14 protein-coding genes are annotated in these 12131 nt (G+C 70.4%); 8 read left to right on the forward strand and 6 right to left on the reverse strand.

Translation table 11 applies throughout. The annotated features are described in order from the left end of the window. Nucleotides 1-49: 49 nt before the first annotated feature. Complete coding sequence (locus tag ACLQ25_RS19260; RefSeq protein WP_425732216.1) at nucleotides 50-1027, forward strand: NlpC/P60 family protein; 978 nt, start codon at nucleotides 50-52, stop codon at nucleotides 1025-1027. A gap of 60 nt (nucleotides 1028-1087) precedes the next feature. On the opposite strand, the gene ACLQ25_RS19265 is transcribed toward ACLQ25_RS19260, so the two are convergent. The 4 genes from ACLQ25_RS19265 to ACLQ25_RS19280 all read right to left on the reverse strand — a co-directional run bounded on the left by ACLQ25_RS19265 (nucleotide 1088) and on the right by ACLQ25_RS19280 (nucleotide 5435). Beyond that, nucleotides 1088-2077: a sigma-70 family RNA polymerase sigma factor gene (locus ACLQ25_RS19265; RefSeq protein WP_355619885.1), complete on the reverse strand. Its 990-nt coding sequence runs from the start codon at nucleotides 2075-2077 to the stop codon at nucleotides 1088-1090. A 399-nt stretch (nucleotides 2078-2476) separates the two neighbouring features. Further along, on the reverse strand, nucleotides 2477-3433 hold the full coding sequence (locus ACLQ25_RS19270; RefSeq protein ID WP_425732217.1) for an N-acetylmuramic acid 6-phosphate etherase: 957 nt from the start codon (nucleotides 3431-3433) through the stop codon (nucleotides 2477-2479). After that, nucleotides 3430-4344 (reverse strand): MurR/RpiR family transcriptional regulator, encoded by a 915-nt coding sequence (locus ACLQ25_RS19275; RefSeq protein WP_357134775.1) that lies wholly within the window; start codon nucleotides 4342-4344, stop codon nucleotides 3430-3432. Before ACLQ25_RS19275 ends, ACLQ25_RS19270 begins: the two co-directional genes overlap by 4 nt. A gap of 74 nt (nucleotides 4345-4418) precedes the next feature. Next, a complete protein-coding gene (locus ACLQ25_RS19280) occupies nucleotides 4419-5435 on the reverse strand; it encodes an NAD-dependent epimerase/dehydratase family protein (RefSeq protein WP_425732218.1) in 1017 nt (338 codons plus the stop codon). Between the two features lie 193 nt (nucleotides 5436-5628). On the opposite strand from ACLQ25_RS19280, the gene ACLQ25_RS19285 reads away from it, so the two are divergent. Further along, entirely contained in the window at nucleotides 5629-6321 is a 693-nt protein-coding gene (locus ACLQ25_RS19285) for an SDR family NAD(P)-dependent oxidoreductase (protein WP_425732219.1), read from the forward strand. Here ACLQ25_RS19285 and ACLQ25_RS19290 read toward each other — a convergent pair. Further along, nucleotides 6306-7040 carry a dTMP kinase gene (locus ACLQ25_RS19290; RefSeq protein ID WP_425732220.1) on the reverse strand — a complete coding sequence of 245 codons (735 nt, stop codon included), beginning with the start codon at nucleotides 7038-7040 and terminating at the stop codon, nucleotides 6306-6308. The genes ACLQ25_RS19285 and ACLQ25_RS19290 overlap by 16 nt on opposite strands. Here ACLQ25_RS19290 and ACLQ25_RS19295 point away from each other — a divergent pair. The 5 genes from ACLQ25_RS19295 (at nucleotide 6976) to ACLQ25_RS19315 (ending at nucleotide 9632) form a co-directional block, all read left to right on the forward strand. Further along, a complete protein-coding gene (locus ACLQ25_RS19295) occupies nucleotides 6976-7791 on the forward strand; it encodes a nucleotidyltransferase (protein WP_425732221.1) in 816 nt (271 codons plus the stop codon). The two genes, ACLQ25_RS19290 and ACLQ25_RS19295, sit on opposite strands and share 65 nt — an antisense overlap. Then, on the forward strand, nucleotides 7788-8066 hold the full coding sequence (locus tag ACLQ25_RS19300) for a hypothetical protein (protein WP_425732222.1): 279 nt from the start codon (nucleotides 7788-7790) through the stop codon (nucleotides 8064-8066). Before ACLQ25_RS19295 ends, ACLQ25_RS19300 begins: the two co-directional genes overlap by 4 nt. 11 nt (nucleotides 8067-8077) lie before the next feature. Then, nucleotides 8078-8854 carry a metallophosphoesterase family protein gene (locus ACLQ25_RS19305; protein WP_396804258.1) on the forward strand — a complete coding sequence of 259 codons (777 nt, stop codon included), beginning with the start codon at nucleotides 8078-8080 and terminating at the stop codon, nucleotides 8852-8854. Continuing rightward, entirely contained in the window at nucleotides 8845-8988 is a 144-nt protein-coding gene (locus ACLQ25_RS19310; RefSeq protein ID WP_007464364.1) for a GPGG-motif small membrane protein, read from the forward strand. The genes ACLQ25_RS19305 and ACLQ25_RS19310 overlap by 10 nt, the downstream gene beginning before the upstream one ends. A 149-nt stretch (nucleotides 8989-9137) precedes the next feature. Continuing rightward, nucleotides 9138-9632 (forward strand): TspO/MBR family protein, encoded by a 495-nt coding sequence (locus ACLQ25_RS19315; protein WP_425732223.1) that lies wholly within the window; start codon nucleotides 9138-9140, stop codon nucleotides 9630-9632. 48 nt (nucleotides 9633-9680) lie between these two features. On the opposite strand, the gene ACLQ25_RS19320 is transcribed toward ACLQ25_RS19315, so the two are convergent. Further along, entirely contained in the window at nucleotides 9681-10454 is a 774-nt protein-coding gene (locus tag ACLQ25_RS19320; RefSeq protein WP_425732224.1) for a peptidoglycan DD-metalloendopeptidase family protein, read from the reverse strand. Nucleotides 10455-10704: 250 nt separating this feature from the next. Here ACLQ25_RS19320 and ACLQ25_RS19325 point away from each other — a divergent pair, with 250 nt between their 5' ends. Then, nucleotides 10705-12051, forward strand: coding sequence for an ABC transporter substrate-binding protein (locus ACLQ25_RS19325; RefSeq protein WP_396804260.1), 1347 nt, complete (start codon nucleotides 10705-10707; stop codon nucleotides 12049-12051). The last annotated feature ends 80 nt before the right edge of the window (nucleotides 12052-12131 follow it).

Below are 12131 nucleotides of genomic sequence, written 5' to 3' on the forward strand. Positions count from 1 at the left end.
AGGGCGTCAGCAGCCCCGTCGGCGGCCGTGGGAGAGGAGCCTCTCGCTCTTGTCATCCCTGAGAACCCTGCTGCGTACCGTGGCGCTGGTCGGCCTGTCGGCCGCCCTGATCGCCCCGACGGCGGCGGCGCACGCCGAGCCGTCCCCCGCCGACCTGACCCGCCGGATCGAGACGTCCTCGGCCGAGCTGGAGCGGGTCGTCGAGTCGTACAACAAGCTCACCGAGGACATCAAGGTCAACAAAGCCGCGGTGGCCCGATTACAGGCCCGCATCGGCCCGCTCGAACAGCAGGCCGAGCAGAGCCGGGCGGACGTCGCCGCACTCGCCAACAGCGCGTACAAGAGCGGCGGCCTCCGTACCGCCGATGCGTTGCTCCGGCCCGGCGGCTCCGCCGCCCTGCTGGACCGGCTCGGCACCCTCGACCAGCTGACCCGCCAGCGCCAGGAGCGCATCTCCGGCTTCACCGACAACCAGCGGCGGCTGCTCGACGAGAAGAAGCGGCTGGACGCCACGCTGGCCCGGCAGGGCGCCCAGGCCCGCGAGTTGGCGGCGGGCAAGGCGCGCATCGAGAAGGACCTGGCCGAGCTGTACGAGCTGCGCCGACAGGCGTACGGGGCGGCCACCGAGCGGCCCGCGCCCAAGGCGGCGGAGGCCGAGGCCCGCAACGTTCCGGCGGTCGCCGGAGATGCCGGCGCGGCGGTGCGCTACGCCTTCGGCGCGATCGGCAAGCCGTACGTCTGGGCAGGTGAAGGGCCGGGAGGGTACGACTGCTCCGGGCTCACCCTGGCCGCCTGGCGGGCGGCCGGACGATCGTTGCCACACAGCGCGCGGATGCAGTGGGGGGCGGTCGCACACATCGGCCGAGGCGACCTGCGACCCGGAGACCTCATCTTCTACAGCGGTCTCGGGCACGTCGCCCTCTACGTGGGCGATGGGCAGGTGATCGACGCGCCGAGCGCCGGTCGCAACGTGCTCAAGCGCGGCATGAGCATGATGTCGATCCACGGGTACGGCAGAGTCCGCTAGACAGTGAACGGCCGGCGTCCCCCTATCGGACGCCGGCCGTTCGCCGTCATTACTACCAGGTCAGGCTGCCTGCAGCCCCTCGGCCCGAGCCAGCTCGCGGAGCCGGCCGAGGGCCTGGATCTCGAGCTGCCGGATCCGCTCGCGGGACAGCGAGAAGCGGGACGCGACCTCGGTCAGCGAGTGCTCGCGGCCGTCCTCCAAGCCGTAGCGGGCCCGCATGATGCCCGCCGAACGGTCGTCGAGGTGGTTGAGCAGCCCCTCGATGCGCTGCCGCTCGAGGCCGCTCAGGACGATGTCCTCCGGGGACGGCGCGTCGCTGTCGGCGACCAGGTCACCGAGGTTGGTGTCGCCGTCGTCGCCGACCGGGGTGTCCAGCGAAACCGTGTCCTGCGACCAGCGACGCAGCTCGTTGACCCGCTCGACGGTGACACCGAGCGACGCCGCGATCTGCTCCGGCTCCGGGTCGCTGCCCAGCTCACGGGTGAGCTGCCGGATCACGTTGCGCATCCGGTTGACGTCCTCCACCAGGTGCACCGGCAGACGCACGGTGCGCTCCTGCTGGGCGATCGCCCGGCTGATGGCCTGGCGGATCCACCACGTGGCGTAGGTGGAGAACTTGTAACCACGCTCGTAGTCGAACTTCTCGACCGCCCGGACGAGGCCGGTGTTGCCCTCCTGGATCAGGTCCAGCATGGGCATCCCCGAGCGCACGTACCGACGCGCGATCGACACGACCAGTCGCAGGTTGGCGCGGATGAAGAGGTCCTTCGCGCGCTCACCCTCGACGACCAGCCGATCCAGGTCATCCCGGTCGACACCGTCGGGAACGGCATCCTCACCGAGCAGGTGCTCGGCGTAGAGGCCCGCCTCGATCGCCTTGGAGAGATCGACCTCCTTGGCAGCGTCCAGCAGTGGCGTCCGGGAGATCTCGTGCAGGTAGACGCCGACCAGGTCACGCTCCTCGGCGACCTCGTCGGTTCGCATGCCAATGTTCTTGTCCACGTTGCCCACGGTCCCCTCGCTCGCGCCGGTTGCCCGGTTCCTTGCCATTCCCCACGTCCGGTCAGCCCTGGTAACTTCTGCTGTGCCCACCGGTGCTGACACCAACACAACAGATGAGACGTGTCGGGTGTTCCATTTCGTGAGTCGAAAGTGTCACGAATGCCTGAGTAGTTGCTGAGAGCACCGTCCATGTTTGCTGTCAGCACCCGTCGGGTGGCGCGCCGCTGGGCACCTCGGACGGGTTGGCGGATCGACGAATCGCCGATTGCCCGCACCATAGGCAACACCGCCCGCCGCGCTGGCACAGCGACCCGGGTCACCACCGCGCTGCGATCCTGGTCACTGCCAGATACGCAGCGGTGGACCGGTCGGTTCATCCACGAGGTGTTATTACCCTCCGCCCCGATGAACAATCCGAAGCCCCGTTCGCTTCCGGGTGGGGCGAACTCAGGAGGCGAGCAGCGCGAGGGCCCCGCGTACCTGGTCCGCGGAGCGGGCGAGGGCGGCCCGCGCGGCGGCCACCTCGGCCCCGGAGACCAGGCTGACGAGTGCCGTCTTCAGGTCGCCGTCGGCCTCTCCGAGGGCCCGCCGGGAGACCTCCTCGGAACACCCGGTCGCCTCGAGCAGGATCGAGATCATTCGTCCCCGGAGCTTGGCGTTGGTGGCAACCATATCGATCATGAGGTTCGAGTAGACCCGCCCCAGGCGCACCATGACGGCGGTCGAGAACGCGTTCAGCACCAACTTCTGCGCCGTGCCCGCCTTCATCCGGGTCGACCCGGTGACCACCTCGGGTCCGGTGTCCACCCCGATGAACACGTCGACCGACCGGGCTGCCTCCGCCTCCGGATTGGCGCAGAGCAGCACCGTCGAGGCGTCCGTGGCGCGGGACGCGGCGAGCGCCCCGAGGACGTACGGGGTGCGTCCGCTGGCCGCCAGACCGACCACGAGGTCACCGGCACGCACACAGCCGGCCGCCTCGATCGCGCCGCCCCGGTCGTCGTCCTCGGCGTCCTCGGCGGCGCGGAGCATGGCGTCCGGGCCGCCGGCGAGGTGGGCGCAGAACCAGTCCCGGGGCGAGTTGAAGGTGGGCGCGAGTTCGGCCGCGTCGAGCACGCCCAGCCGGCCGGAGGTGCCGGCCCCGAAGTAGTGCACCCGGTGGCCGCCGCGCAGCGCCGCGACGGCCAGGTCGACCGTGGCGGCGATCTCGTCGAGCACCGCGGCGACCGCCGCCGGCACCCGTCGGTCGGCGTCGTTGATCACGGTGAGGACGTCCCGGGTCGACATCAGGTCGAGGTCGACGCTGAGCGGGTGACGCCGTTCGGTGGGCGCGGCCACCCGGACCGTGGGGCGGGTGGGTGGTGCTGCCTCGTCCTTGTCCGGCTCGACCGAGCCGGGCGTCATCCCCGCCTCCGGCTCGCGCCCACCCGGTGCGACTGGACCGCCTCGGCGGTCGCCTCAAGGGCCTTGCGGGCCCGGGACCGGTTGCGGGCGGCCACCCCGACGAAGAGGCAGTCGACGACGGTGAGCTGCGCCAGCCGGCTGGCCGTGGCACCCGAGCGGTAGGTCGTCTCGCGGGCCGCAGTGGTCAGGACGAAGTCGGCGACCTCGGTGATCGGCGAGCGCGGGAAGTTGGTCAACGCCACGGTGCTCGCGCCGCGCGTACGGGCCTGTTCCAGCACCTCGATCACGTCCGAGGTGGTGCCGGTGTGTGAGATGCCGATCGCCACGTCGCCGCGACCGAGCAGGGCGGCCGAGGTCAGCGCGGTGTGCACGTCCGGGAAGTAGAAGGCGATCCGGCCGATGCGGTGCAGCTTCTGCTGGAAGTCCGAGGCGACGAACCCACTGGCCCCGGCGCCGTAGATGTCGATCCGGCCAGCGCCGGCGATCGCCTCGACGACCTGCTCGCAGACGGCCGGGTCGAGCTGTTCGGCGGTCTCCTCGACAGCCCGTGCGTCGTTGAACGCGATGGTGGCGATGATCTGGGCGAGATCGGCGCCGGGCGGGATGTCACCACCGACGACCCGGGCGTCCGGAGGTTCGACGCGACGGGCGGCCTCGGCGGCGAGCCGGATGCGCAGCTGCGGGTAGCCGTCCATCCCGACCGACCGGCAGAACCGGATGACGGTCGCCTCCGATGTCTCCGCTGCGGTGGCGAGGTCCGTGATGGTCCTCCGCGCGGCGGCGGCCGGATCGGACACGACAAGTCGGGCGACCCGCTGCTCGGCGGGCGACAGCGACGGCAGAAGCCCGCTGATGTGGACGATCAGTCCACCAGGCTCGTGACTCGCAGAAATTTTCGGACTCTTCGCCACGGGTGAAACTTACTTTCACCAAGCGTGACCGTCAACCATCACCGTACGTGGTGGGAAAGTGTCGACGATCCGGATCACGCCTTCCGCACAGCGTGCCACGCACCCAGGACCGCCGCCTCATCCGCCGGGTCGAGTCCACCCTGCGGTACGTCGCCCGGGTGAGCACTCATCCAGGCGGCCGTCACCCGAACGGTGTCGGCGAGCGGACGGACGACCAATCCGGCGGCCAGGGCCGCCGAGACGTCCCGGTCCATCACGCCGGCGGACTCCGGCAGCCGTACCCACAGTGGCAGCGCCCGCTCCCCCCACCACTCGCGTACGTCGTGCTCGCGCAGGAAGTCCTGGTCGACCCAGGTGAGACGGGGATCGGCGACACCCAGCCCGGCGGCTACCCCGGCCAACATCTCCGCCCGGGACATCGTCGGCCCGGTCCCGTCGTACGTGCCGCCGAGCCGGGTGCCGCCGGCGTGCAGCAGCCAGCCGGCGAGATCCTCGACGTCCACGAACTGCACCCGGTCGGTCGGCTCCCCCGGCGCGAGAACCTCGCCGCCACGGGCCAGCCGTCGCACCCAGTACGGGAAGCGGTTACTCGAATCCTCCGCGCCGACGATCAGCCCGGCCCGGCAGATGAACGACCGGTCCACGCCCATCCGCTCGCGTACCAGCTGCTCGATGACGACCTTGCACTCGCCGTACCAGCGGAAACCCGGGCCCGGTCCGTCCACGTCCGACGGCGGAGGCGGCAACACCGGGGCGTTCGCCGCGGAGAGACCCGGGGTCGTGTTGTCCGCGTAGACCGACATCGTCGACACGAACGACCAGTGACCGACGTGGTCGGCCAGCGCGGCGAGCGCGTAGCGGGCGTGGCTGATCTGGCGCGTCACATCCACCACCGCGTCGAAACCCTGACCGGCGAGCGGCGTCAGCGCCGCCGGGTCGTCGCGGTCCACCGACACGAACCGCGCCCCCTCCGGTACGGCGCCGGACACGCCCCGCGCCGCGCAGGTCACCTCATGCCCCCGCGCGACGGCGAGCCGAGCCACCGCCCGACCAAGAAACCGAGTACCGCCAAGAACCAGAATCCGCGCCATGCCCCCGATCCTGCGCCGCCCCACCCCGAAAAACCCACCCCCTCTGCTCTCAGCAGACACCCCCGCCCGGGTCTCGTCGATCATGAAGTTGTTGCCCTCCGGATCGGCGTGTCGCGGCAATAACTTCATGATCGACGAGGTGAGCCGGGGTGGGGGCCGGGTGGGAGGTGGGGTGGGGGTTAGCGTTTGGGACATGGTGGGGCGGAGTGTGGTGGTGACCGGCGGGGGCGGCGGGTTGGGCGGTGCGGTCGTCGCGTCCTTTGTCGAGGCGGGCTGGCGGGTGGTCGTACCACGAAGGGGTGGTCCCGCCGGGTCGGAGCCGGCGGCGGACGGGCTGGTCTCGCTCGGCGCGGACCTGACCGAGCCGGGGGACGTGGCGCGGGTGGTCGAGGCCGCCGCGGCCGATCCGGCGGCGCCGCTGCGGGCGGTGGTGAACCTGGTGGGCGGGTACGCGAGCGGCGGCCTGGTGCACGAGACACCGGTCGAGGAGTTCGAGCGGATGCTCACCGTCAACCTGCGCCCCACGTACCTGGTCACGCAGGCCGCGTTGCCGCACCTGGTGGCGGCCGGCGGCGGCGCGGTGGTGTGCGTCTCTGCCCGCGCGGCGGTCAGCCCGTTCGCCGGGGCGGCCGGTTACGTCACGGCCAAGGCCGCGGTGCTGGCCTTCGCCAACGCCGTCGCGGTGGAGTACCGCTCGCGCGGGGTCCGCTGCAACACCGTGTTGCCCAGTGTCATCGACACCCCGGCGAACCGGGCCGCGCAGCCCGACGCCGACCACTCGCGGTGGGTCAGCCCGGCCGAGATCGCGCCGGTGATCCGCTTCCTCGCCTCGCCGGACTCGGCGCCGACCAGTGGGGCCACCGTCCCGGTCTACGGACGCGCCTGAACCAGCAGCGGTACGTCGCCGGGCCCGGCCTGATCCGGTGTCGGTGGCGTCCCGGGCGACGGCCGCGCCGGGTCGGGTCGGCGCTCCGACGGCAGCCAGGACGACAGGTGGGCCTGGATCTGCTCGGTCACCTCCTCGGCCGGACGGCTCGCGTCGACGAGTACGAAGCTCGGGTACTCGGGCAGGGTCCGGTAGGCGGTGTCCGCCGCGGTCAGCCAGCCCATCGACTCGTGGTCGGTGCCGCGCTCCTCGATGCGCCGGTACGCCTCCGCCGGGTCGACGGCGAGCAGGAAGGTCACCTGCGGCGTCGGGAACAGCCGGTAGCCGGCCCGCGCCAGTCGTTCCCAACGGTGCCCGCCGTGGGCGCGGATGCTGGCGTACTGGCAGGCCGAGTAGCGGTCCATGACGGCCGTCCGGCCGGTGAGCAGGCAACTGAGCAGGGCGGCGGCGATGGCCAGCCAGCGCAGTACGGACTCCACCGCGAGGACGCCGTCGCGCCCGACGAGGCGTTGCGCGTCCGGTAGGCCGAGACGGTGGGCGAGCCGCCCGAGCCAGCGACGCCCGCTGGCGTTGCGGCGGTACGTCGCGGGTCGGCCGGCGGCGTTGAGCGCATCCGCCAGTCGGTGTGCCTGAGTGGTCTTGCCCGAGCCGTCGATGCCGATCAGAGCGACGGTGCGCAACCGGGCCTTGCGGCGTCGCGTCCCCGATGGTCTGGCCACCCTCGACAGGTTATCCGACCGATGCCCGCCGCCTGCGATCTTTGTTCCCGTTTGCTCCGGTTGGCACCCGCCCGCGACCAGAGCAGGTGTGGGCGACCGGAATGCCGGGTACGGGGGTTCGAATCCAACCGCCTGTCCACCACGACACGACCGACGGGAGATCCAGATGGCTGAGCGCGGGGACGAGAGTCTGGTGCACACCCTGAAAAAGGTCGCCGCCGTGCTCAAGCAGTCCGAGATCCCGTTCGCCCTGGGCGGCAGCTTCGCCGTCTACGCCCACGGCGGCCACTCCAGTGACCACGACGTCGACTTTCTCATCCGCGAGGCCGACGTCGAACGATCGCTGGAGGCGCTGGTCGCCGCCGGCTTCCGCGCCGAGCGACCGCCGGAGGACTGGCTCGTCAAGGTCTTCGACGAGGAGCGGATGGTGGACCTGATCCACCGGCCCATCGAGACGCCGGTGACCGAGGAGACGTTCGCCGACACCGTTGTGCGGCCGGTGGACGCCATCCAGATGCCGGTCCTGTCCGCCACCCAGCTCATGGTGCACAAGCTGCTGAGCTTCTCGCAGCACTACTGCGACTTCGCCCGCGGTCTGCCGCTGGCCCGCTCGCTACGCGAGCAGATCGACTGGGAACGGGTACGCAAGGAGACGCAGCACTCGCCGTACGCCGAGGCGTTCCTGGTGTTGCTGGACCGGCTGGAGGTGGTGCCGGAGCCCGGCATCCCGGCAGGAGAGGAGACACCGTGACGAACGATCAGGCCGGTGGCGCGGCGCCACCCGACGACGAGTACGTCGAAGCGGAGATCCAACGGTCGCTCACCGAGGATCCGGCCGTCGCCGAACAGGGGATCACCGTCGTCCGACGCGATGACGTCCTCGTGCTCCACGGCGAGGTGGAGAGCCCGCACCGGCGGGAGGAGATCCTGCGTCTCGTGGCGGAGCGTTTCCCGGACGTGCCGATCACCAGCGACATCGGGGTGATCCGCGTCCAGGCGCCCACGGAGATCGAGCAACTGCCCTGAGGGAGGGTTTCATGGTGATCCGGATCGCCGCCGTGGGCGACGTGCATCTGGACGAGGACGTGGTCGGCCGGTTCCGCCCGGCGCTGGAGGAGCTGCCGGAGTGCGCCGACGTGCTGCTGCTGGCCGGCGACCTGACCCGGCACGGCACCGAGGCCGAGGCGCGCTGCGTCGCGCAGGAGTTCGGTGGGCTTGCCGTACCGGTGGTCACCGTGCTGGGCAACCACGACCACCAGTGTGATCAGGTGCCACAGGTGGTGAAGGTGCTCGAGGACGCGGGCATCACCGTGCTGGAGGGCAACGGCGTCGTCCTGGACTGTGCGGGCGGCCGGCTCGGCATCGCGGGGGTCAAGGGCTTCGGCGGGGGGTTCGCCGGCCGGTGCGCGAGCGACTTCGGTGAGCCGGAGATGAAGGCGTTCGTCCGGACCACCAACGAGAGCGCGGACCGCCTCGGAGAGGCCCTGCGCTCGCTGGAGTGCGACATGCTGGTCGCGCTCACGCACTACGCCCCGGTACCTGACACGCTGGTCGGCGAGCCGCTGGAGATCTATCCGTTCCTGGGGTCGTACCAGTTGGGGCAGGCGATCGACTCGGCGCCCACCGCCCTGGCCCTGCACGGGCACGCGCACGCCGGAACCGAGCGCGGAATGACCCCGGGAGGGGTCCGCGTCCGCAACGTGGCGCACCCGGTGATCAAGCAGGCGTACAGCGTCTTTCATGTCGGGGATCAACTCGACACGGACCAGGTTTCCCCGATCGGAGGGTCGGGTATTCAGAGGTCATGGAGCTGATTCTTTGGATTCTCGCAGTCGTACTCGTGGTCGCCGGCATCCTCGCGCTGTTCCGCCGGCAGATCCTGTGGGGCATCGTCCTCATCGTCGTCGGGCTGCTCGTCGGCCCGGGTGGTGTCAGCATCTTCAATTGACGCTCGTACCCCATAACCACTTTCTCACGATCACCGGGACCCGTCGGGGTCGCCGCGACCGGAGCTTGTCCTCCCGACAGAAGCACCGGCCGCAGCGGCCCCGGCGCTTTTTTGGGTTTGACCGGCCGCCGGGCGGAAATATCTCGATGATGGAGACATCTCGCGAGGCAGGGCCCACCTCCGGGCGGCGGTCGCGCTGGGCGCTCGCCGCCTTCGCGGCGGCGGTCTTCGTCGCGGCCGCGATCGGCGGGCTCGCCGTGCGGGGCACCACCGACGAGTACGCGAGCCTGCGCCAGCCGGACTGGGCGCCGCCGTCCTGGCTCTTCGGCCCGGTCTGGACGGTCCACTACGCGCTGATCGCGGTCGCTGGCTGGCTGGTCTGGCGTCGGGTCGGCTTCTCTCCCGCCCTGTGGGCGTGGTCCGCCCAACTCGTGCTCAACGCCATCTGGACGCCGCTGTTCTTCGGCGCGGGCCAGTACGGGCTGGCGTTCGCCGAGATCGTGGTGATGTGGCTGGCGATCGGCCTCACCGTGGTGCTGTTCGCCCGGGTGTCCCGGGTCGCGGCGGCGCTGCTGCTGCCGTACTGGGCGTGGGTCACCTTCGCCGCCGCGCTGAACCTGTCGATCTGGCGGCTCAACGTCTGACCGCCCGACCGGTCTCCGGCGGGTCACCCCGCCGGAGACCACCAGAGGTCAGCAGCGAGGCACGTTCGGGATGTATCCGTCGTAACCGGTGTAGACGTACGCGTCGGCGATGTAGCGGCCGCTGCCGATGCGGTCCCAGATCGAGCTGGTGCCGTAGGTGCCGGTGACGGTGGTGCCGCTGGTCTGGCAGGAGATGGTCACCCGGGTGCCGTCGGCGACGGTGCCCACCGAGGCGTACCCCGTGCCGGGACCGGAGCGGACGGTCAGCGGCGTGCCACTGGTGTCGACCGTGCCGTTACCGCTGCCCGACGAGCAACCGTTGTCGCTGGTGTAGGTCTTGGTCCCCCAGTACAGGCCGAGGGTGCCGTTGAACCGGACCTGGACGTCGTTGCCGTTGAGGCGCTGCTCGTAGTGCAGGTGCGGGCCGGTGGACCCGCCGGTGCTGCCGACCCAGCCGATCACCTTGCCGTACCCGACGGTCTGCCCGACCGAGACGTTGAAGCCGTTGAGGTGGGCGTAGTAGGTCGTGTAACCGCCACCGTGGTCGATCCGGACGTACTTGCCGTAACTGGTGCCGCCGAGGTCGGTGACCCGGTCGACCGTTCCGGGCGCGCTCGCCACCACCGGGTCGCCCAGGTCCTCGGTGCGGTTGAAGTCGACGGCGTACGCCGGGCTGTGGTCCGACCGGGTCTGCCCTGACCAGGCCTGACCGCACGGGAACGGCACCTTGAAACTCGGGGCGGCCAGGGCCGGGCTCGCCGGCGCGACGGCCCCTCCGACGAGCAGGCCGGTCACCAGCAGACTGATCCACCGCTTACGCATCCAGCTCCTCCTATGTGCAAAACCTTCAATGAGGTCGCTCCAGCCTGACAGAAATCGCCGGTCTCCGAAAGAGGCCGGATCTGCGCCCGGGAACGCGCCCAGCCGGCGGACACGAGGTTTCGGGATTGTTACTCGCTCGTGTCTGACAGGGGGTGGACCAGACCTGATGCAAGCGCTTACATGTGTGCACGCCCAATCGGACCGGCGCGGGTCACCAGCGGAGACCACGCCGGCTAGGAAGGAGGACGGCATGGCGGTCTTTACCAGACCACGCCAGGCCTTCGTGATCGCCGGTGTACTCGGGCTGGCGTTCAGCGCCACCGCTTGCGGTACCGGCAATGACAAGAAGAGCGACAAGGCGGGTTCCGCCGAATGTGCCCCGTACGAGAAGTATCAGGGCAACGACGGCAAGAAGGTCTCGATCTACGCGTCGATCCGTGACGCCGAGGCCGACCTGCTCGAGCGTTCCTGGTCGCAGTTCACCGACTGCACCGGCATCGAGATCGCCTACGAGGGCAGCGGCGAGTTCGAGGCGCAGCTCCCCGTCCGGGTCGACGGCGGTAACGCCCCCGACATCGCGTTCGTGCCCCAGCCGGGCCTCGTGAAGCGGTTCGCGGACGCCGGCAAGCTGAAGTCCCTCGGCGCCGACACCAAGACCATGGCCGAGCAGAACCTGCCGGCCGACTGGCTGAAGTACGGCACCGTCAACGGAACGCTCTACGGCGTGCCGCTCGGCGCGAACGTCAAGTCCTTCGTCTGGTACTCCCCCAAGACCTTCAAGGAGAAGGGCTGGGAGGTTCCGACCACCTGGGACCAGCTCATCGCGCTGAGCGACAAGATCGCCGCCAGCGGCATGAAGCCGTGGTGCGTGGGCGTCGAGTCCGGTGACGCCACCGGCTGGCCGGCCACCGACTGGATCGAGGACGTGATCCTGCGGACGCAGGGCCCCGAGGTCTACGACCAGTGGACCACCCACGCCATCCCGTTCAACGACCCGAGGATCGTCGACGCGGTCGACCGCGCCGGCAGCATCCTCAAGAACGAGAAGTACGTCAACGGCGGCTTCGGCGGCGTCAAGAGCATCACCACCACCGCCTTCCAGGAGGCGGGTCTGCCGGTGACCACCGGCAAGTGCGCGATGCACCGGCAGGCGTCGTTCTACGCCAACCAGTTCCCCGAGGGCACCAAGGTGGACGAGAACGGTGACGCGTTCGCGTTCTACTTCCCGACCATCGACCCGGCCAAGGGCAAGCCGGTCCTGGGCGCTGGCGAGTTCGTCGTCGCGTACGCCGACCGTCCCGAGGTGCAGGCGGTGCAGACCTACCTCGCCTCCGGCGAGTACGTGAACAGCCGCGCGAAGCTCGGCAACTGGGTCACGGCGAACAACAAGCTGGACATCGCCAACGTGGCCAGCCCGATCGACAAGCTGTCCGTCCAGATCCTGCAGGACAAGACGGGCACCTTCCGCTTCGACGGATCCGACCTGATGCCGGCCGCTGTCGGCGCGGGAACGTTCTGGAAGGGCATGGTCGACTGGCTGAACGGCAAGCAGACCGCCCCGGTGCTCCAGGGCATCGAGAGCAGCTGGCCGAAGTGATCACGGCGGTGGGCCGGGCGGGGGGCAGCGGGGGGGGCGCCCGGGCGGGCCGGCCCCGGGGGGGGGGGGGTAGGGGGTTG

Source organism: Micromonospora sp. DT44 (assembly GCF_049841635.1).
GTDB lineage: Bacteria > Actinomycetota > Actinomycetes > Mycobacteriales > Micromonosporaceae > Micromonospora.